The 19,859-nt window shown below is 53.2% G+C and carries 18 protein-coding genes; 2 read left to right on the top strand and 16 right to left on the bottom strand.

Translation table 11 applies throughout. The features are described from left to right. Nucleotides 1–2 precede the first annotated feature (2 nt). The 16 genes from V9K95_RS20650 to V9K95_RS20575 all read right to left on the bottom strand — a co-directional run bounded on the left by V9K95_RS20650 (nucleotide 3) and on the right by V9K95_RS20575 (nucleotide 16,386). Entirely contained in the window at nucleotides 3–1,508 is a 1,506-nt protein-coding gene (locus V9K95_RS20650) for an NADH-quinone oxidoreductase subunit M (RefSeq protein ID WP_307284659.1), read from the bottom strand. Beyond that, the gene (gene nuoL / locus V9K95_RS20645; RefSeq protein ID WP_336441826.1) at nucleotides 1,508–3,499 is read right to left on the bottom strand and encodes an NADH-quinone oxidoreductase subunit L; all 1,992 of its coding nucleotides are present in this window, start codon (nucleotides 3,497–3,499) and stop codon (nucleotides 1,508–1,510) included. The genes V9K95_RS20650 and nuoL overlap by 1 nt, the downstream gene beginning before the upstream one ends. Before the next feature lie 7 nt (nucleotides 3,500–3,506). After that, nucleotides 3,507–3,815: an NADH-quinone oxidoreductase subunit NuoK gene (gene nuoK / locus V9K95_RS20640; RefSeq protein WP_115055399.1), complete on the bottom strand. Its 309-nt coding sequence runs from the start codon at nucleotides 3,813–3,815 to the stop codon at nucleotides 3,507–3,509. 2 nt (nucleotides 3,816–3,817) lie between these two features. Next, nucleotides 3,818–4,438, bottom strand: coding sequence for an NADH-quinone oxidoreductase subunit J (locus tag V9K95_RS20635; RefSeq protein WP_115055298.1), 621 nt, complete (start codon nucleotides 4,436–4,438; stop codon nucleotides 3,818–3,820). A gap of 155 nt (nucleotides 4,439–4,593) precedes the next feature. Next, on the bottom strand, nucleotides 4,594–5,085 hold the full coding sequence (gene nuoI / locus V9K95_RS20630; RefSeq protein ID WP_115055300.1) for an NADH-quinone oxidoreductase subunit NuoI: 492 nt from the start codon (nucleotides 5,083–5,085) through the stop codon (nucleotides 4,594–4,596). After that, nucleotides 5,082–6,128 carry an NADH-quinone oxidoreductase subunit NuoH gene (gene nuoH / locus V9K95_RS20625; protein ID WP_336441827.1) on the bottom strand — a complete coding sequence of 349 codons (1,047 nt, stop codon included), beginning with the start codon at nucleotides 6,126–6,128 and terminating at the stop codon, nucleotides 5,082–5,084. Before nuoH ends, nuoI begins: the two co-directional genes overlap by 4 nt. A gap of 16 nt (nucleotides 6,129–6,144) precedes the next feature. Continuing rightward, nucleotides 6,145–8,226, bottom strand: coding sequence for an NADH-quinone oxidoreductase subunit NuoG (nuoG, locus tag V9K95_RS20620; RefSeq protein ID WP_336441828.1), 2,082 nt, complete (start codon nucleotides 8,224–8,226; stop codon nucleotides 6,145–6,147). A gap of 94 nt (nucleotides 8,227–8,320) precedes the next feature. Further along, nucleotides 8,321–8,872, bottom strand: a complete 552-nt coding sequence (locus V9K95_RS20615; RefSeq protein WP_336441829.1) for a helix-hairpin-helix domain-containing protein — start codon at nucleotides 8,870–8,872, stop codon at nucleotides 8,321–8,323. A gap of 13 nt (nucleotides 8,873–8,885) precedes the next feature. Next, entirely contained in the window at nucleotides 8,886–10,190 is a 1,305-nt protein-coding gene (gene nuoF, locus V9K95_RS20610; protein WP_115055306.1) for an NADH-quinone oxidoreductase subunit NuoF, read from the bottom strand. Between the two features lie 65 nt (nucleotides 10,191–10,255). Next, nucleotides 10,256–11,434, bottom strand: a complete 1,179-nt coding sequence (locus V9K95_RS20605; RefSeq protein WP_307284642.1) for an NADH-quinone oxidoreductase subunit E — start codon at nucleotides 11,432–11,434, stop codon at nucleotides 10,256–10,258. Then, nucleotides 11,434–12,624 (bottom strand): NADH-quinone oxidoreductase subunit D, encoded by a 1,191-nt coding sequence (locus V9K95_RS20600; RefSeq protein ID WP_115055310.1) that lies wholly within the window; start codon nucleotides 12,622–12,624, stop codon nucleotides 11,434–11,436. Before V9K95_RS20600 ends, V9K95_RS20605 begins: the two co-directional genes overlap by 1 nt. 56 nt (nucleotides 12,625–12,680) lie before the next feature. Continuing rightward, nucleotides 12,681–13,289 carry an NADH-quinone oxidoreductase subunit C gene (locus V9K95_RS20595; RefSeq protein WP_115055312.1) on the bottom strand — a complete coding sequence of 203 codons (609 nt, stop codon included), beginning with the start codon at nucleotides 13,287–13,289 and terminating at the stop codon, nucleotides 12,681–12,683. Between the two features lie 10 nt (nucleotides 13,290–13,299). Beyond that, on the bottom strand, nucleotides 13,300–13,881 hold the full coding sequence (locus tag V9K95_RS20590) for a NuoB/complex I 20 kDa subunit family protein (RefSeq protein ID WP_115055314.1): 582 nt from the start codon (nucleotides 13,879–13,881) through the stop codon (nucleotides 13,300–13,302). Further along, entirely contained in the window at nucleotides 13,872–14,237 is a 366-nt protein-coding gene (locus V9K95_RS20585; protein WP_115055317.1) for an NADH-quinone oxidoreductase subunit A, read from the bottom strand. Before V9K95_RS20585 ends, V9K95_RS20590 begins: the two co-directional genes overlap by 10 nt. Before the next feature lie 436 nt (nucleotides 14,238–14,673). Then, nucleotides 14,674–15,885: an MFS transporter gene (locus tag V9K95_RS20580; protein ID WP_336441830.1), complete on the bottom strand. Its 1,212-nt coding sequence runs from the start codon at nucleotides 15,883–15,885 to the stop codon at nucleotides 14,674–14,676. Nucleotides 15,886–16,038: 153 nt separating this feature from the next. Next, complete coding sequence (locus V9K95_RS20575; protein ID WP_115055319.1) at nucleotides 16,039–16,386, bottom strand: hypothetical protein; 348 nt, start codon at nucleotides 16,384–16,386, stop codon at nucleotides 16,039–16,041. Between the two features lie 128 nt (nucleotides 16,387–16,514). Between V9K95_RS20575 and V9K95_RS20570 the strand changes: the two genes are divergently transcribed. Further along, nucleotides 16,515–18,335 (top strand): class I poly(R)-hydroxyalkanoic acid synthase, encoded by a 1,821-nt coding sequence (locus tag V9K95_RS20570; protein ID WP_115055321.1) that lies wholly within the window; start codon nucleotides 16,515–16,517, stop codon nucleotides 18,333–18,335. 247 nt (nucleotides 18,336–18,582) lie between these two features. After that, nucleotides 18,583–19,803, top strand: coding sequence for a D-Ala-D-Ala carboxypeptidase family metallohydrolase (locus tag V9K95_RS20565; RefSeq protein WP_336441831.1), 1,221 nt, complete (start codon nucleotides 18,583–18,585; stop codon nucleotides 19,801–19,803). Nucleotides 19,804–19,859: the final 56 nt, after the last annotated feature.

Here is a 19,859-nt window from a genome sequence, read left to right as displayed (position 1 = left end):
TGCTATTTCAACGCCAAAGTGGCCGCTGAGGACAGCGCGTTATTATATTGATTGATAAGTGCATGGACGGAGCTGGCCGTCGCATCGAATACCGGCATCGGATAAACACCGTAGAAGATCGTCAGGATCAGCAGCGGATAAATCACTGCCTTTTCCCGCGGCGACATATCCAGAAGCGCCTTCAGGCTTTCCTTGTCGAGCGAACCGAACACAACGCGCCGATAGAGCCACAATGCATAGGCCGCCGAGAAGATAACACCCGAGGTGGCAAAAAGAGCAACCCAAGTATTGACGCGGAACACGCCCATCAAGGTCAAGAATTCACCGATGAAACCGGATGTGCCAGGCAAGCCGACATTGGCCATGGTGAAGATCAAAAACACGACCGCATATTTCGGCATATTGTTCACAAGGCCACCATAGGCAGAGATTTCGCGCGTATGGGTGCGGTCATAGACAATACCGACACACAGAAACAGCGCTGCCGAAACCAGGCCGTGGGAAAGCATCTGGAACAATGCACCCTGAATGCCCTGCTCGTTTGCTGCGAAAATACCCATGGTCACATAGCCCATGTGAGCGACCGAGGAGTAAGCGATCAGCTTCTTGATGTCTTCCTGCATGAGGGCGACAAGGGATGTGTAAACAATGGCGACAACCGAAAGAGTATAGATGATCGGCGCGAAATCAGCCGATGCTATCGGGAACATCGGAAGCGAGAAGCGCAGGAAGCCATAGCCGCCAAGCTTCAACAGAATACCGGCAAGAATGGCGGAAGCTGCGGTCGGCGCTTCAACGTGCGCATCCGGCAACCAGGTGTGAACCGGCCACATAGGCATTTTCACCGCGAAGGATGCGAAGAAGGCGAACCAAAGCCATGTTTGCATTGAAGCGGGGAAAGAATGTGCAAGCAAGGTAGGAATATCGGTCGTTCCAGCCTGCCAGTACATTGCCATGATGGCGAGCAGCATCAGAACCGAGCCGAGCAGCGTATAAAGGAAGAACTTGAAGCTGGCATAGACCCGGCGCTTTCCGCCCCAGACACCGATGATAATGAACATCGGGACCAGTACTGCTTCAAAGAACACGTAGAATAGCACGATATCGAGTGCGCAGAACACACCAATCATCAGCGTTTCCAGAACAAGAAACGCGATCATATATTCTTTAACGCGGTTCTGGATCGCTTCCCAGCTGGCCAGAATGCATAGGGGCATAAGGAAAGTGGTGAGGATGACGAACAGCATGGAAATGCCATCGACTCCCATATGGTACGATATACCACTATCGAGCCATGCGGCCTTTTCCACAAATTGAAAGCCCGCTTCTGCATTGTCGAAATAATACCAGATCGGCAATGACAGAAGGAAGGTAATGATCGTCGTCCACAAAGCGACATTGCGAATGTTGCGGCGTGCAGCATCGCTGTCATCCCGGATGAGCAGGATCAGAAAGGCACCGACCAATGGTAAGAAGGTAACGGTGGTAAGAATTGGCCAGTCGGTCATCAGAAGTTGCTCCCGAGCATCATCCACGTGACGAGTGCGGCGACCCCGATGAGCATCGCGAACGCATAGTGATAAAGGTAACCGGTTTGCAGGCGCACGACGCGGTTGGTGACATCAACAACACGGGCGGAAACACCATCCGGGCCATGCCCATCAATCAGCCAACCATCGCCGCGCTTCCAAAGGAATTTGCCGAGAGCCATAGCCGGACGAACAAAGAGAAAGTCATACAGCTCGTCAAAATACCATTTGTTCAACAGGAACTGGTAAAGTCCGGAATGCTGTTCGGCCAAACGGCGCGGGGTTTCTGGTGAGCGAATGTAGAAGTACCAGGCACCGATAAAGCCCGCTACCATTGCCAGGAATGGCGACATGGCAACGATGAACGGCACGTGGTGATACTCCGCCAATATTTCATTTTCAGGCCCGGTAAACAGCGCACCCTTCCAGAACTCGGCATATTCGTGGCCGAAGAAAAACTCCTTGAACACGACACCGGCAAAGAGAGCGCCAATGGCCAGAATGAACAGAGGCACAAGCATGATGTAAGGCGATTCATGGACGTGATGCATCACATCATGGCTTGCACGCGGCTTTCCATGGAATGTCATGAAGATCAGGCGCCATGAATAGAAGCTGGTAAATACAGCCGCAATCACAAGCAGAATGAAAGCGTAGCCTGAAACCGGACTATGCGAAGCAAAGGCCGATTCGATAATCGCATCCTTGGAGAAGAACCCTGCCGTACCGATAACGGTACCTGGAATACCAAGCCCAGTCAGTGCAACTGTTCCGATGATCATCATCCAATAGGTCTTGGGGATGAGCTTACGCAGACCACCCATGCGGCGCATGTCCTGTTCGTCGGAAACGGCATGGATAACCGAACCGGCGCAAAGGAAAAGCAGTGCTTTAAAGAAAGCATGCGTGAACAGATGAAACACACCTGCGCCGTAAGCACCAAGACCGAGCGCCACAAACATATAGCCAAGCTGCGAGCAGGTTGAATAAGCGATGACGCGTTTGATATCGTTCTGGACCAGACCGACGGTCGCAGCAAAGAAAGCTGTTGTTGCGCCGACGACCGTCACGAAGATCAAAGCGGTATGCGACAGCTCGAATATTGGTGACAGACGCGCCACCATGAAAACGCCGGCCGTGACCATCGTTGCAGCATGGATCAGCGCCGACACAGGTGTCGGGCCTTCCATGGCATCCGGCAGCCATGTGTGCAGCAAAAACTGTGCCGACTTACCCATGGCGCCCATGAACAGTAGCAAACAGGCAATGGTGATTGCGCCCTGCTTGTCGAGTTCATAGCCAAGGAAGTTCAAGACAACCTTCCCTGCATCCGCAGCGCCTTCAGCAGGAAGATAGGTAGCAGCGGCGCTAAACAATGTATCGAACTGAACAGTATCGAAAAGTACGAAAAGCGAGAAAATGCCGAGCAAGAAACCAAAGTCACCGACACGATTGACTATAAAGGCTTTCATGGCAGCAGCATTTGCCGAAGGCTTCTTGAACCAGAAGCCGATAAGCAAATAGGAAGCAAGACCAACACCTTCCCAGCCAAAGAACATCTGGACAAGGTTGTCGCCGGTCACAAGCATCAGCATTGCGAAGGTAAAGAGCGAAAGATAGGCGAAGAAACGCGGGCGATGCGGATCGTGATGCATATAGCCGATGGAATATGTATGCACGAGCGCCGATACAGTATTGACCACGACGAGCATGACAACCGTCAGCGTATCAATACGAAGAGCCCAGTCGAAGCTCAACGAGCCGGATTCCACCCAATGCAGAACCGGAACTTTGAACGCCTCGCCGTGACCAAGACCTACGCTTACAAAGGCTACCCAAGACAGGATAGCGACAATGATCAGCAGACCAGTCGTTACATATTCACTCGCCTTGGCACCGATTGACGAGCCAAAAAGGCCCGCTATCAGAAAGCCGATCAGCGGCAGGAAGACAATCGCCAGATACAGCATGCCCCCGTCAACCTTTCATCATATTGACGTCTTCCACGGCAATCGACCCACGATTGCGGTAGAACACGACGAGAATTGCAAGACCGATCGCAGCCTCAGCAGCAGCAACAGTCAGAACAAACAATGCGAAGATCTGGCCAACCAGATCACCCAACGCGGCTGAGAAAGCCACGAAATTCAAATTAACTGCCAGAAGGATCAATTCGACCGACATCAGGATAATGATCACGTTCTTCCTGTTAAGGAAAATGCCGAAGATGCCCATCGTGAACAACAAGGCAGAGACAGTGAGATAGTGAGCGATACCGATTTCCATCATCAAATACCTTTGCCTGTTTCAACCTGTTTGATCTCGACCGCCGTTTCAGGCGTGCGCGCGACCTGCTGCGAGATATTCTGACGCTTGATGCCTTCCTTGTGGCGCAGCGTCAGGACGATCGCACCGATCATTGCAACCAGAAGCACAAGACCTGCAATCTGAAAGAAATAAACGTAATCAGTGTAGAGAATATCGCCGAGCGCCGCCGTATTGGACCGTGTGGCAATGTCCGGCGTTGGTTGAACGACGACCGACGCAACATTTGGCGCAAAGACTGAACCGCCGAGCACCACAATCAATTCAACTGCAAGGATAATACCAACAAGCGCTCCAACCGGAGCGTACTGCAAGGCGCCGCTTTTCAGTTCGGCAAAGTCCACATCCAACATCATGACAACGAAGAGGAAGAGAACAGCCACCGCACCGACATAGACAACAAGAAGGATCATCGCCAGGAATTCAGCGCCGGTCAGCAGGAACAGTCCCGCCGCATTAAAGAAGGCAAGGATAAGGAACAGTACGGAATGCACTGGATTGCGGGCTGCAATCACCATGAAAGCACTGGCGATTGTTATGAAGGCGAAGAGGTAAAAAAACGCCGCCGCTATACCTGTCAGCATGGGTTCCCCCGATTTCCATTCCGGCAGAATGTTCTGCCATTTTCAACGAATCGGCCGCACATTCGGCAACCGGTCCTTCCAAATTTCATGCGTCTTAGCGCATGTTCATGTCTGGTTGAAGCGACCGGACATGGACACAAGCGCGCAGTCGTCAATTAACGGTAAGGCGCGTCCAGAGCGATATTGCGCGCCAGTTCCCGCTCCCATCGATCGCCATTGGCGATCAACCGTTCCTTGTCGTAGTAAAGTTCTTCACGGGTTTCCGTGGCGAACTCAAAATTCGGCCCTTCGACAATCGCATCGACCGGGCAAGCTTCCTGACAGAAGCCGCAGTAAATGCACTTCACCATGTCGATATCGTAACGAACGGTGCGGCGCGTTCCATCATTGCGGCGTGGGCCAGCTTCGATGGTTATCGCCTGCGCCGGACAGATCGCCTCGCAAAGCTTGCAGGCAATGCAGCGTTCTTCCCCATTGGGGTAGCGGCGCAACGCATGCTCACCACGAAAGCGCGGGCTGATTGGTCCCTTTTCATAGGGATAATTCAATGTTGCCTTGGGCGCGAAGAACTGCCGCATCGACAAAAAGAATGCGTTGACGAACTCCAAAAGGAGTAGCGATTTGGCAGCTTGTGCGAGCGAACTCATGGTGTAAGCCCCGTGATTTTGAGAAAGGCTGCGGTCGCAACAACCATGAACAGCGAGAGCGGCAGAAATACTTTCCAGCCAAGACGCATCAATTGATCATAGCGGTAGCGCGGAACAAATGCCTTCACCATGGCGAACATGAAGAAGCACATAAAGAGTTTCAGCAGGAACCAGACAACACCCGGAACCCAGTTCAGGAACCAGACATCGACCGGCGGCAACCATCCACCGAGGAACATGATGGTCGTCAATGCGCACATCAATGTGATGGCAACATACTCGCCGAGGAAGAAAAGCAAAAACGCTGTCGAGGAGTATTCGATCATATGACCGGCAACGAGTTCGGATTCAGCTTCAACCAGATCAAAGGGTGGGCGATTGGTTTCAGCCAAAGCCGAAATGAAGAAGATGATGAACATCGGGAAGAGGCCGAGCCAATACCAGTCAAGGAAAGAGCTTGGCAGGCCAGCCATTGTGCCTAGGCCATCCCTCTGCGAATTGACGATATCCGTCAGGTTCAGTGAACCCACGCAAAGCAGGACGGTGACAATCACGAAGCCGATGGAGACTTCGTAGGAAACCATCTGCGCTGCAGACCGGAGCGCGCCGAGGAACGGATATTTCGAGTTGGACGCCCAACCAGCCATGATCACGCCATAGACTTCCAGTGACGAAATCGCGAGAACATAAAGAATACCGACATTGACGTTGGCAACGGCCCAGCCTTCATTGACCGGGATAACAGCCCATGCAGCCATGGCCAGAACCGATGAAACCAAAGGCGCAAGAAGGAAAATACCCTTGTTTGCACCCGATGGAATAATCGGTTCCTTGACAACAAACTTGAGAAGATCGGCGAAGGACTGCAGCAAACCGAAGGGGCCGACAACGTTTGGACCACGACGCAACTGTACAGCGGCCCAGATCTTGCGATCTGCCAAAAGCAGGTAAGCGATGATCAACAGCATCACGACCAGCAGCAGCAGTGATTTTCCGAGGATAATCAGCAGCGGGACGATGTACGTGTAGAATATGTCTTCCATGTCAGTCTCTTCCCGCCTACTCGGCTGCCTGCTTGAAGCCGCCCTTGGCAAGCGCAGAGCACTCCGCCATGACAGCAGAAGCCCGCGCTATCGGGTTGGTTAGGTAAAAATCAGCGATCGGCGAAACGAAGGCCGTCTTTTCAATCGAAAGGGATGCATTTGCCAGCTTTGCAACATCGGCAGAGGCACCAGATTCGATTGCATCGACCGCTGCCAGATGCGGATACTCTGCATAGAGCTTCGAACGCAAGGCCACGAGAGAGTCGAAGGGCAGTTTTTTACCGAGAACATCAGACAGGGCACGCAGCACGGCCCAATCTTCTTTGGCATTGCCCGGAGCAAAACCGGCGCGATTGGTCATCTGCACCCGGCCTTCCGTGTTCACATATGTTCCGGACTTTTCAGTATAAGTTGCCCCAGGCAGAATAACGTCCGCATTATGCGCACCTTGATCGCCATGCGTGCCGATATAGACTGTGAACGCACCGCTCTTGCCCGACCATGGAAGTTCGTCAGCACCGAGCAGGAACAATACATCCAGTGCGCCGTTCATCTCGGCAACAGTCTTGCCGCCCTCACCCGGTACAAAGCCAATATCGAGCGCACCGACACGGCTTGCAGCCGTATGCACGACGCCAAAACCATTCCACTCATCGCCAAGCGCGCCGGTATCAGCAGCGATTTTCGCCGCAAGACCGAGAACTGCCGCACTATCAGCACGGTTAAGCGCGCCCTGACCGATAAGAATCAGCGGATTCTTTGCTTTCTTAAGGACGCCATGGAACTTCAGCGAACCGGCGGCAAGGTCAGCCAGGGTTTCAGCACCCGCGCCAAGATATTCGTACTTGAAGCGCATATCGGCCTGCTCGCCGATAACTGCAATCGGTATCCCAGCAGCTCGCCAACGCTTGCGCAGACGCGCATTGAGCAAGGAAGCCTCAAAGCGCGGATTCGAACCAATGATCAAAACCGCATCGGCTTGCTCAATTCCATCAATCGATGGGTTGAAAATGTAGGATGCGCGACCATTGGCCGTGTTGAGCACCGAACCATCCTGGCGCGCATCGGTATTGGCTGAACCAAGCGACTGCATCAGCAGCTTCAGGGCATACATTTCTTCGACGGTTGCCAGATCGCCTGCAATCGCGCCGATCTTTTCGCCGCTTGTCTTCGCAACAGCGGCCTTGATCGCCTCAAAGGCTTCCGGCCAGCTGGCAGCAACAAGACGTCCGTCCTTGCGGATATATGGCCGGTCAAGACGTTGTGTACGCAAACCGTCCCAGATGAAACGAGTCTTGTCGGAAATCCATTCCTCGTTCACCTGCTCGTTGACGCGCGGCAGAATGCGCATCACTTCGCGGCCTCGCGTATCAACGCGGATCGCTGAACCGACAGCGTCCATCACATCGATGGATTCAGTCTTCGTTAGTTCCCAGGGCCGCGCCTGGAAAGCGTAGGGCTTGGATGTCAAAGCACCAACCGGGCAAAGATCAATCACATTGCCCTGCAGTTCGGAGGTCATCGCCTGTTCAAGATAGGTGGTGATCTCGGCATCTTCGCCGCGACCAATCAGACCGAGCTCGGAGATACCAGCAACTTCAGTGGTAAAGCGAACGCAACGCGTGCAATGAATGCAGCGTGTCATGATCGTCTTGACCAATGGGCCGATATATTTGTCCTCAACGGCGCGCTTGTTTTCCTTGTAGCGTGATGAATCCACGCCAAAAGCCATCGCCTGATCCTGCAGATCGCACTCGCCGCCCTGATCGCAGATCGGGCAATCCAGCGGATGGTTGATCAAGAGAAATTCCATCACGCCTTCGCGGGCCTTCTTGACCATAGGCGTATTGGTAAAGATTTCGGGCGTCTCGCCATTTGGACCTGGACGCAGATCGCGGACACCCATGGCGCAGGAAGCAGCTGGCTTAGGCGGCCCTCCCTTGACCTCGATCAGGCACATGCGGCAATTGCCGGCGATCGACAAACGCTCATGGAAACAGAAACGCGGCACTTCTGCACCAGCCGTTTCTGCGGCCTGCAGAAGCGTGTAGTGATCCGGTACCTCGATTTCATTACCGTCGACTTTGATCTTCGCCATCGTCTGTCCAACCTCGCGGAACATTCCGCATTCTTTTCCGGCTGCCTTAAAGGCCGCCAACAATTTCATACCGCCGGTACGACCGGCATGCTCTTTATTTTACTTCACTTACAAAACGGTTTGCCTGACCAACCCAGTCATCCCGCGAAATCCGGCCATTCAACTTCAGCTGTCCATCAATCTTGGCAATATCATCCGCTGTCCATGCTGCGATCTGCGCATAAGAACGAATGCCCATGGAGTTGAGAACTTGTTCAAGCTTCGGCCCTACCCCCGAAATCTTTTTAAGATCCTCGATTGCTGCCGATGAAATATTTTCCAACGAATTGGCGATAACATCGTTCTTGCTACGCTGGGCCGGTTCGGAAGCCTTTGCTGCCTCGCCTGTCTTCTCACGAATGGCTGCCTTAAGATCAGCAATAGCGACTGGAGCGGTTTGTTTCCCGCCTGTCGTCTTCAAATCGAACGAGCCAAGCATGGCATTTGTCCAAATACCGAACATGCGTGTGGCAATAGCAGTGCTCGCAACGGAAACAGCCGCGGCTACCTCAAGCTGAGGTGCCAATAGATTGGCAACCGGAATCATCTGTTTCGGCAAGAATGCCGTCCAGTCAGATCCCAGTGGTTTGTTTCCGATGTTGGACATCAATCCTTCAACCCTATTCCGCAGCCACAAGCACAGGACGGCTTGCATCTGCGTTACGTGAAAACTCGTCGATACGGCGTTCGATTTCCGGGCGGAAATGACGGATCAATCCCTGAACCGGCCATGCAGCGGCATCACCCAGAGCACAAATGGTGTGGCCTTCAATCTGCTTTGTTACATCAAGCAGCATGTCGATTTCGCGCTTCTGCGCATTACCGGTCACCATGCGCTCCATAACGCGCCACATCCAGCCAGTGCCTTCACGGCAAGGCGTGCACTGACCGCAGCTTTCATGCTTGAAAAAGTAGGAAAGACGGGCAATTGCGCGAACAATATCCGTGGACTTGTCCATGACGATAACCGCAGCAGTTCCGAAAGATGATTTCACGGCTCGCAGCCCGTCAAAATCCATCGGGCAATCAATAATGTCAGCCGCAGGAACCACCGGACACGAAGCACCGCCTGGAATTACGGCGAGCAGATTATCCCAACCGCCGCGAATACCGCCCGCATGACGTTCGATCAATTCGCGGAAAGGGATGCCCATTTCTTCTTCAACGGTACATGGATTGTTGACATGACCGGATACCATGAAAAGCTTGGTGCCGACATTGTTTGGACGGCCAATACTCGAAAACCAGGCAGCACCACGACGCAAGATGGTCGGCGCAACAGCGATGGACTCGACATTATTTACAGTTGTCGGGCAGCCATAAAGACCCATATTGGCCGGAAATGGTGGCTTCAGGCGGGGTTGACCCTTCTTGCCTTCAAGGCTTTCAAGCAGCGCTGTTTCTTCACCGCAAATATAAGCACCCGCGCCGTGATGGACGTAGATGTCGTAGTCCCAGCCATTCTTGTTATTCTTGCCAAGCAGACCGGCATCGTAGCATTCATCAATGGCGAGCTGCAGCGCTTCGCGTTCACGGATATATTCGCCGCGCACATAGATATAGCAGGTATGTGCAGCCATGGCGAAACCGGCGATCAGGCAACCCTCGATCAATGTATGCGGATCGTGCCGCATAATATCACGATCCTTGCATGTGCCCGGCTCGGATTCATCCGCATTGATAACGAGATAATGCGGACGGCCGTCGCTTTCCTTCGGCATAAAGGACCATTTCAGACCGGTCGGAAAGCCTGCCCCGCCGCGTCCGCGCAAGCCGGAGGCCTTCATCTCGTTGATGATCCAATCACGGCCCTTGGCAATGATGCCCGCGGTGCCATCCCAATGGCCGCGTGACATCACGCCCTTCAACGACTTGTCGTGAAGGCCATAAATATTATTGAAGATGCGGTCCTTATCAGCAAGCATTTCGCACCGGTCCTACTCTCTTCGTCCATACTCGCGAATGCAAATTGCGCATCCGCCAATCCAATTTATCTCGGCTTCTTGCCGAAAACCTTGATGTATTCGGCTTCGCCGCCCTTGGCCAAAGCCTTGGCTTGCTTGACCCAATCGTCGCGCTCGATACGTCCCTTGAAATTCAGGTAATTATCAACCCATTCACGTTCGGCTTTTTTCCACGCCGCGACCTGCGCGTAGGTGAATATACCAAGATCGTGAAGAATGCCTTCAATCTTCGGGCCAACACCGGCAATCAACTTGAGATCGTCAACGATCGCTGGCTTTTCGATGCCGGCCGGGCGGTTATTGTCAGTGAGCGAAGCTGCCTTGGCAGGCGCCTTGATGGTCTGCACATCGGGCTTCTCGCCAAGCGAACCTTCCGCCAATGGCGGGTTCTTGATCATCCGGGCCGCTGAACTGGCTGTCGGCGCTGGCTTTGATGTCGCCGCCTCACCACCCTTTGCCGCCTTCACCGGAGAAGGTGTTTTGATTGCCGGATTAGTTGCATCATCATGCGTTACCGGCTTGCTCGCATTGGAGGGCGGAACCTGCGACGTTGCGCTGGCGGCCTTGCTTCCACGGCCTGATTTGGCAGTTGCGGCAGTATCAATAAGCGAAGTCGGAAGACCTTGGGGAGCCGAGAAATGACGGTCAATCTGAGGGCCAACGGGCACGGACGCGCCGTTTCCTGCCTCGAACGCATCGATAATCTCTTCAAGACGTTCTGGCGTCAGATCTTCATAAGTGTCTTTGAACACCATGATCATGGGGGCATTGACACAGGCCCCGAGGCATTCAACCTCTTCCCATGACAAAGTACCAGATTCATTCAAATGAAACTGCTCATGATGAATCTTGCTCTGGCAGACCTTTTTCAGGTCTTCCGAACCGCGAAGCATGCAAGGCGTTGTACCGCAAACCTGAATATGCGCACGCGTACCGACCGGCTTCAGCTGAAACTGCGTGTAAAAAGTTGCGACTTCAAGGACACGGATCATCGGCATGTCGAGCATTTCTGCAACATGCTCGATGGCTGCTTTGGTGACCCAGCCATCCTGTTCCTGCGCCCGCATCAAAAGCGGGATGACAGCGGACTGCTCGCGGCCTTTGGGATATTTCTTGATTGCAAGCTTCGCCCAGGCGCTGTTTTCGCGATTGAACGCGAAGGTAGCTGGCTGGACGTTATCTTCGGCTAGACGACGGACTGACATTAACGATCAACCTCACCAAATACGATATCAAGCGAGCCGAGAATGGCGGAAACGTCGGCTAGCATGTGACCACGGCATAGAAAATCCATGGCTTGAAGATGGGCAAAACCTGGTGCGCGCAGCTTGACGCGGTAAGGCTTGTTCGACCCGTCGGAAACCAGAAACACACCAAATTCACCCTTTGGCGCTTCGACTGCGGCATAAACCTCGCCAGCAGGCACATGGTAACCTTCAGTATAGAGCTTGAAGTGGTGAATCAGCGCTTCCATGGAGCGCTTCATCTCACCGCGCTTCGGCGGAACGATCTTTGCAGACGTATTGGAAACAGGCCCTACCCGCTCCTTGCCAAGCAATTGCTCGACACACTGGCGCATGATGCGAACCGACTGGCGCATCTCTTCCATACGGATCAGATAACGATCATAGCAATCGCCATTCTTACCGATTGGAACATCAAATTCCATTTCCGAATAGCATTCATAAGGCTGCGACTTGCGCAAATCCCAAGCCGCGCCAGAGCCGCGAACCATCACACCGGAAAAGCCCCAAGCCCAGGCATCTTCAAGATTTACGACGCCGATATCGACGTTACGCTGCTTGAAAATACGGTTTGGCGTAATCAAATCATCGAGATTTTTTACAGTTTGCAAAAATGGATCACACCATTTGCCAATATCTTCGATGAGCTGATCCGGCAGATCCTGGTGCACACCACCTGGACGGAAATAGGCAGCATGCATGCGTGCGCCACATGCGCGCTCATAGAATACCATCAGCTTTTCGCGCTCTTCAAAGCCCCAGAGCGGCGGTGTCAGCGCACCCACGTCCATCGCCTGCGTCGTCACGTTCAGCAGATGGGAAAGAATACGGCCGATTTCAGAAAAGAGCACGCGGATCAGCTGGCCGCGCTTAGGGACTTCGATCTTGAGCAAACGCTCCACAGCAAGCGCATAGGCGTGCTCCTGGTTCATCGGCGCCACATAGTCCAGGCGATCAAGATAAGGCACAGCCTGTAGATAGGTCTTGGCTTCCATCAACTTTTCGGTGCCACGATGCAGCAGGCCGATATGCGGGTCGACACGTGCTACAACTTCGCCGTCAAGCTCCAGCACGAGGCGCAAAACGCCATGCGCCGCAGGATGTTGCGGGCCAAAGTTGATGTTAAAGTTACGAACTTGAGTTTCAGCCATTGTTGGCTTCCTGACATTGTGCGGATGGATTGCCGTGCTCGCTCATCGGGCGGACCTCAATTCACCTTGGCCTTCTCATCGCCCGGAAGCACATAATCGGTGCCTTCCCAAGGAGACTGGAAGTCGAAGTTGCGGAATTCCTGCCTGAGTTCAACCGGCTCATAGACAACGCGCTTTACTTCGTCGTCGTAGCGAACTTCGACAAACCCGGTCAACGGAAAATCCTTGCGAAGCGGGTGACCCTCAAAGCCGTAATCGGTCAGAATGCGGCGAAGATCCGGATGACCGGAGAAGAGAACACCATAAAGATCATATGTCTCGCGCTCATACCAATCAGCACCGGGATATACAGGCGTGGCTGAAGGAACCGGCGTATCTTCATCGGTTGATACCTTCACCCGGATGCGCAGATTCTGGCGGGGTGAAAGCAAGTGATAAACCACATCGAAGCGATTTACGCGCGATGGATAATCAACGCCGCTAATGTCAATCAACGAGATGAACTGGCACTGCACATCGTCGCGAAGGAATGCCAGCGTTGCGAGCAGCGCATCAGCATCCACCTCTACGGAAAGATCACCATAGGCAATACCAACCGACTTCAATGTGAGACCCGGCTTTTCCGTCAGATAGGTCGCAAGTTCACTCAATGCTTCTTCAAACATCGCACCCACCCTATCGCTCGATCGTGCCGGTTCGGCGAATTTTCTTCTGCAGCATCAACACGCCATACAAGAGCGCTTCAGCAGTCGGTGGGCACCCGGGGACATAAATATCTACCGGAACCACCCGATCGCAGCCGCGAACGACAGAATAGGAATAATGATAGTAACCGCCGCCATTGGCGCAGGAGCCCATCGAGATAACATAGCGGGGTTCTGGCATCTGGTCATAGACCTTGCGCAGCGCTGGAGCCATCTTGTTGGTCAGCGTTCCCGCGACGATCATCACGTCGGACTGGCGCGGTGAAGCGCGTGGGGCAAAACCAAAACGCTCGCCGTCATAGCGCGGCATCGAGGTATGCATCATTTCAACCGCGCAACATGCAAGACCGAAGGTCATCCACATCAGCGAGCCGGTGCGCGCCCAGGTTACCAATGCATCAGCGGAAGTAACGAGAAAGCCCTTATCGGCCAATTCATTATTGATCTCGCCGAAGAAAGCATCGTCAGAACCAATTGGCTTGCCCGTATTGGGATCAATGATGCCCTTTGGTTGCGGTGCCACAAGGGTGGTGGTGCTGTCGGTCAATCCCATTCCAGCGCTCCCTTTTTCCACTCATAAATAAAGCCGACCGTGAGGACGCCCAGGAATACCATCATTGACCAGAAACCGAACCAACCCACGTCACCGAACGATATCGCCCAGGGGAAAAGAAAGGCCACTTCCAGATCAAAGATAATGAAGAGGATGGAGACGAGATAAAAGCGCACGTCGAACTTCATGCGGGCGTCGTCAAATGCGTTAAAGCCGCACTCATAGGCCGACAATTTTTCAGGGTCAGGCGCGCTGTATGCAACCAGAAACGGTGCAATCAACAGTGCCAGACCGATTACCAGCGCCACACCGATAAAGATAACGATGGGCAGGTAGGAACTTAAGAGCTCGTTCATGATCCGTCTTTTTCTGCCTTGTGAACTCAGGCTGACAAGAATGCCATGTCATACACATGACTGCCGATAATGCACGGCAGATCGCGCCGTCTTTTGAAGTTGGCTCGATGGCCGAGGGTTAGCGCGTTAGCGCCATGCACGCAAGTGCAACAATCGTCGCGAAGCTGCGCGCGTATTATCATCCACACGCTATTCCGCCACGGAAATATCGTCTCATTTAGGCATTTTTACCCCCATTTTAGTGTAAAAAGGCCGCAAAAAGCTTTTTAGAATGATATTAATGTAGATTGCAGGTTGCAGCGGCCCGGCATGGCAAATCCCAACTGCGACATTCGGTCCTACAACCGATTTAGCCCTAAATGCGGACATGCATAAGTGGGCCGCAAGGCCCTTTTGACTTCCACGTGATTTGCAGACTTTACGCACTGGCAGAAGTTCAAATACCGGCAAGCGGTTCAAGGCCGAATTGCTGACCTTCTTCTGAGATCATCCTGGCGTGATGCGCCTTGCGGTCAAGCATAGTTGACCATACCGCCACAGCCAGCCCCATGAGAGCCAGGGCAGCACCAACGAATGGCAAATACTGGTATGGAATGCCCAGAGTAAGCGCTGCCCCACCAATCCAGGCACCGGAGGCATTCCCCACGTTGAAAGCACCCTGATTGAGCGTAGCTGCAAGATTTGGTGCTTCATCTGCAGATTCGACGACTCGCATCTGCAAAGGTGGAACAATGATAAAGGTCAAAACACCCCAGAAAAACACGGTAATGATTATCGCTGTCGGCAAACCCGAAATCTCGGCCAAGATGACATGTGTCAGCACCAGCGCAGTCAAAGTCCCTATAACGGTCGGCATAAGTTTCCAGTCGGCGAGTTTACCGCCAATAACATTGCCGACAGTCATGCCCGCACCGAAAAGCAGGAGAACCCATGTTACTGCCGAAGTCGAAATGCCGGAAACATCTGTCAGGATTGGCTTGATATAGGTGAAGACCGCAAAAAGACTGGCCGAGGCAAGCGCCGATATTACCATGGCAAGCCAGACCTGCAGCTTGCCCAGCACCTTGACCTCGCTGAGAATGCCGCTTCCTTTCGGCTCATTCTTGGAAGACGGCACCAGCGCTATAATTGCAATCACAGCCGCAACGCCAATAGCGACAACGGCAAAGAAGGTGGCGCGCCAGCCGTAAACTTCACCGAGAGCCGTTCCAGCCGGAACACCAAGAATGTTGGCAAGCGTTAGCCCTGCAAACATCAGTGCAATAGCGCTCGCCCGCTTATGGCGTGGCACGAGGTTTGCGGCCACAACCGAGCCAATTCCAAAGAAAGCGCCATGTCCGAAGGCAGTGACAACACGGGCGATCATCAGCATCCAGTAATTGGGCGCGGTGGCGCAAAAAAGATTGCCGACAACAAAGAGCATGGCAAGCCCGATGAGCACGGGCTTTCTCGGCAGGGAAGCCGTGGCTATTGCGATGATCGGTGCTCCAATGACCACGCCTAGCGCATAACCCGTCACGAGTAGTCCGGCACTGGGGATCGATACACCAAGATCAGCCGCAACTTCCGGCAGCAGTCCCATGATGACAAACTCGGTGGTGCCTATGCAAAAGGAAGCAATGGCCAGGGCAAGAATCGGTAAAGGCATAGCGAGCAACCGCAAATGAGAGAAAGCATGATGCTGCCTATTCCGCGATGGCTGCACAACCAATTTTTGTGCAATGCAGCAATGCATTATCGGATGGCTACTTAATCGCCATTGGAAATAGCAGTCAGCGCAGCAGAAAAATCAGGAACGGTCCTACTGCTGGCCGCTTTCAATAGCCTTCAGATCTTCTGCCTGCTGCTGACGCAGCAAGCGGATTTCGGCCTGTTTGCGCGCAGCGGCCGCGGGATCGGCGGAAGGACCTCTTTGGCTGTTCTTTGCCGCAGTCGTGCGGTTGCGCAAAGCGTCTTTCTCTTCCGGCGTAAACTGGGTCGTTTCACCTTTAGGGTCAGGCGTAAAATGCGGATAGGTTCCGGTGTTGACCGGCCCTGTCATTGGAGAATTCGACATTGGCGCAGGGCTTGTATTGGCGCACGCGCTCAAGCCAACGATCATAACGGCGCTTGCCGAGCAGCGCATGAGCAGTTTGAGCGAGATTTTCATTGTGTGTCCTGACTCAGAAAAACGATATTTATCATGGCTACAATAAATGCACCTTGGAGGGATAGCACCAACTTATGTTATCATGTCAATAATGCTGATCGGGAGAATTGGCGGGAGGATGCCACTGTATGGATAATCAAGGCGATAAAAGCACAAAGATACCCAGCCTGGATCACTATGTGGTCAAGGACCCGGAGGCCTTTGCCCGCAATGTCGCCCATATGATCGAACAGGCAGGCAAAGCAGCCTCTGCCTGGGTCGAGCCGCGCGAAAAAGGCTTGAAGCGCGACACGCTCGCCGATCCTGTCACCGATATTGTCAAAACATTATCGAAGGTCTCCGAATATTGGCTCTCAGAACCCAGCCGCGCGCTTGAAGCCCAAACAAAATTGTTTTCGAGCTATATGGCGATCTGGTCAAACTCCATCAGGCGCATAAGCGGCGAGGAAGTTGAGGATATTGCTGCGCCGGAAAAGGGCGATAAGCGATTCACTGATGAGGATTGGGGACGAAACGCATTCTTTGACTTTTTAAAACAGGCCTATCTGGTCACTGCAAGGTGGGCAGGTGATCTGGTTGAGAATGCCGAAGGACTCGATGATCACACGCGCCACAAGGCGTCATTTTACGTCAAACAGATCACAACCGCGGCTTCACCAAGTAATTTCCTTTTGACCAACCCGGAACTCTATAAGGAAACAGTTGCCAGCAACGGCGAGAATCTCGTTCGCGGCATGAAAATGCTTGCGGAGGACATTGTTGCTGGCGGCGGCGATCTTCGCTTGCGCCAATCGGATTTGACCAAGTTTGCTCTTGGAGAAAACGTGGCAACGACACCAGGAAAGGTCATCGCCAGAAGCGACGTTGCGGAAATCATTCAATACGAGCCCACCACCAAGGATGTGCTCAAGCGCCCTCTCCTGATTTGCCCGCCCTGGATCAACAAGTTCTATATTCTCGATCTGAACCCTGAAAAATCATTTATAAAATGGGCAATTGATCATGGTCATTCGGTTTTTGTCATTTCATGGGTGAACCCGGATCAACGGCACGCGCACAAGGATTGGACAGCCTATATCAATGAGGGCTTGCGCTTCGGCCTTGACGCAGTTGAGGCTGCAACCGGCGAACGGGCGGTCAATGCGATCGGGTATTGTGTAGGTGGCACATTGCTTAGCGCTGCGCTCGCTCTCTTTGCCAAGGAAGGCGAAGATCGAATCAAAAGTGCCACTCTGTTTACAACGCAGGTAGACTTCACCCACGCCGGTGATTTGAAAGTGTTTGTTGACGAGGATCAGATTCGCGCCCTCGAAAACGCAATGTCTGCGGAAGGCTATCTTGACGGAACCCGCATGGCGACCGCTTTCAATATGCTGCGGTCTGGCGATCTTGTCTGGCCCTATGTCGTCAACAATTACATGCGCGGGCGCGATCCCGTGCCATTTGATCTGCTGTACTGGAATGCAGATGCGACGCGTATGAGTGCAGCCAACCACTCCTATTACTTACGCAATTGCTACCTTGATAATAACCTCGTTAAAGGAATGATGAAGCTGGCCGGCGAAAGCCTGTCACTGGCTGATGTGAAGATTCCCATCTACAATCTTGCGGCAAAAGAAGATCACATCGCTCCCGCATTGTCCGTATTCACCGGCTGCCAGTATTTTGGTGGCGACATCACCTATGTCCTTTCCGGTTCCGGCCACATAGCTGGCGTGGTCAATCCTCCTGCCAAGAACAAGTATCAATTCTGGACCGGAGATACACCTGTTGGTTCATTCGAATCATGGTTGGAGAAGAGTGTCGAGCACCCGGGATCATGGTGGAATCACTGGCATGCCTGGATAGAAAAACAGGATAATACGCGTGTCGCGCCGCGCATACCGGGCGAAAATAACGTGCAGGTATTGGCAGATGCGCCCGGCACTTACGTGAGAATACGCGTGTAATTACGCAGCTATGGCATTAAATTTCACTGTAACTTTCGATTAAGGACCATGGCAGGAAAGTGTCAGATCACGCTTTTGCCTCATTGTGTATATAGTTCGTGTCTTGTGCGGATCGCTAAAAACAACTAGTTATTGTTGCTCTCTGCCGGTGTATTTGCGCCTCAATAGAACTTCGTGGGCTTAATGCTCTTATAAACGGGCCGGATTGAATTATCGAATCGTGCCGGACGTCCAGACGGGGGAATCGTTGAAAACACTGCCGCGTTCAGTTTCAGCCTTACGGGCAAGCACAGTCGTATGCGTTATGAGCCTTGCAGCTCTTATAGCAACTTCTTGCACATCTACTGGCTCCAATCCCAGCGTTACTTCCGCATTGACTGTTGCCCCAACTGATCAAGCTGCTGCGAGCGATACCCAAACCTCCCTGCCCTCTGGCGGTAATGCGCAAGTTACCCCTGAGGCGCTGGCATTGGCTGGATCAACAGAAACAAACGCCTTGCAGGCGGTCAATGGCGCGGTAAAGCCAGGCGAAAGCAAGCCTGAGCTCGCCAAGACGGATGCAAAGACCGATGTGGCGGCTGATACCGGGACAAAAACAGAAGAAGTACAAGTGGCAAGTGCAGCGACCGTTGTTGCGCAACCTCCCGTCAGGACTTCTCTTTTTGGAAGCATGACGAAAAAAACAGAGACTGCACCGGCTCCCGCGCCTGAAACACCTGCAGCGGCAGCAGAATCCGCAAAACCTGAACCCAAGCCTGCAGAAACAGCCGTTGCGGACACGGCTCCTCCGGAAGAAACCAAACCGGCGGCGGCTACACAGAAGAACAATGGCGCACTTTTGCGACTGTTCTCCAATAATCGCTCCAAACCCGCCAATCAGCGGCTTGTTGCGGTAATCGAGCCTAAATCAAAGCCTGCCGGGGCATCTGAAAGCGACCTTCCATCCGCTGATTCCTTTGCTGGCCGGACTGAACATCTTGCATCCCTGCCCGGTGTACGGCCAAATGCTGGCATCCAGATCATGCAGCGCGATAGTCTCTATGAAGATGACGACATTGAAGCAGCGGGCGCTCCTGTAATTTTGGCTTCGGCGGCGGGTCTTGCACGCCTGGCACCCAATGGCCTGAAAGTTCAACGTGAAAGCGTTGATGTTGCCTGCCTGAAACCGCAACTGGTGGGCATTTTGAAGCTGATCGAGCGCAAGTATGGCAAATCCGTCATTGTAACCTCCGGCTATCGCAGTCCTCCCTATAATCGCAAAGTAAACGGCGCCAAGGCTTCTCTTCATATGTCATGCGCCGCCGCTGATATTCAGGTCCCTGGAATCAGCAAGTGGGAATTGGCCAATTTTGCTCGCGCCATGACAGGTCGTGGCGGCGTCGGCACTTACTGCCATACCGAATCGGTACATGTGGATATTGGCCCGCGCCGGGACTGGAATTGGCGCTGTTCGGGCAGAAAAGGCTGATTCCAATTGGCTTTTCTCGTGGGGTTGACGGTTTCCGGGCAACCGTCTTTTCAATA

The sequence above is a fragment of the Phyllobacterium sp. CCNWLW183 genome, assembly GCF_037203775.1.
GTDB lineage: Bacteria > Pseudomonadota > Alphaproteobacteria > Rhizobiales > Rhizobiaceae > Phyllobacterium > Phyllobacterium ifriqiyense.
Note: the sequence above shows the minus strand (reverse complement) of the source record. Positions and strands in the feature narration are given on the sequence as shown.

Bases quoted from the DNA above. Each gene is read 5' to 3' on its own strand.
- V9K95_RS20600 (WP_115055310.1), bottom strand. From the start codon at position 12,624: ATGGCTGAAACTCAAGTTCGTAACTTTAACATCAACTTTGGCCCGCAA.
- nuoI (WP_115055300.1), bottom strand. From the start codon at position 5,085: ATGAGTTCGCTCGCACAAGCTGCCAAATCGCTACTCCTTTTGGAGTTC.
- V9K95_RS20580 (WP_336441830.1), bottom strand. From the start codon at position 15,885: ATGCCTTTACCGATTCTTGCCCTGGCCATTGCTTCCTTTTGCATAGGC.
- V9K95_RS20650 (WP_307284659.1), bottom strand. From the start codon at position 1,508: ATGACCGACTGGCCAATTCTTACCACCGTTACCTTCTTACCATTGGTC.
- nuoF (WP_115055306.1), bottom strand. From the start codon at position 10,190: ATGCTTGCTGATAAGGACCGCATCTTCAATAATATTTATGGCCTTCAC.
- V9K95_RS20615 (WP_336441829.1), bottom strand. From the start codon at position 8,872: ATGTCCAACATCGGAAACAAACCACTGGGATCTGACTGGACGGCATTC.
- V9K95_RS20585 (WP_115055317.1), bottom strand. From the start codon at position 14,237: ATGAACGAGCTCTTAAGTTCCTACCTGCCCATCGTTATCTTTATCGGT.
- nuoG (WP_336441828.1), bottom strand. From the start codon at position 8,226: ATGGCGAAGATCAAAGTCGACGGTAATGAAATCGAGGTACCGGATCAC.
- V9K95_RS20570 (WP_115055321.1), top strand. From the start codon at position 16,515: ATGGATAATCAAGGCGATAAAAGCACAAAGATACCCAGCCTGGATCAC.
- V9K95_RS20605 (WP_307284642.1), bottom strand. From the start codon at position 11,434: ATGTCAGTCCGTCGTCTAGCCGAAGATAACGTCCAGCCAGCTACCTTC.
- nuoK (WP_115055399.1), bottom strand. From the start codon at position 3,815: ATGGAAATCGGTATCGCTCACTATCTCACTGTCTCTGCCTTGTTGTTC.
- V9K95_RS20575 (WP_115055319.1), bottom strand. From the start codon at position 16,386: ATGAAAATCTCGCTCAAACTGCTCATGCGCTGCTCGGCAAGCGCCGTT.
- nuoL (WP_336441826.1), bottom strand. From the start codon at position 3,499: ATGCTGTATCTGGCGATTGTCTTCCTGCCGCTGATCGGCTTTCTGATA.
- V9K95_RS20595 (WP_115055312.1), bottom strand. From the start codon at position 13,289: ATGTTTGAAGAAGCATTGAGTGAACTTGCGACCTATCTGACGGAAAAG.
- V9K95_RS20590 (WP_115055314.1), bottom strand. From the start codon at position 13,881: ATGGGATTGACCGACAGCACCACCACCCTTGTGGCACCGCAACCAAAG.
- nuoH (WP_336441827.1), bottom strand. From the start codon at position 6,128: ATGGAAGACATATTCTACACGTACATCGTCCCGCTGCTGATTATCCTC.
- V9K95_RS20635 (WP_115055298.1), bottom strand. From the start codon at position 4,438: ATGCTGACAGGTATAGCGGCGGCGTTTTTTTACCTCTTCGCCTTCATA.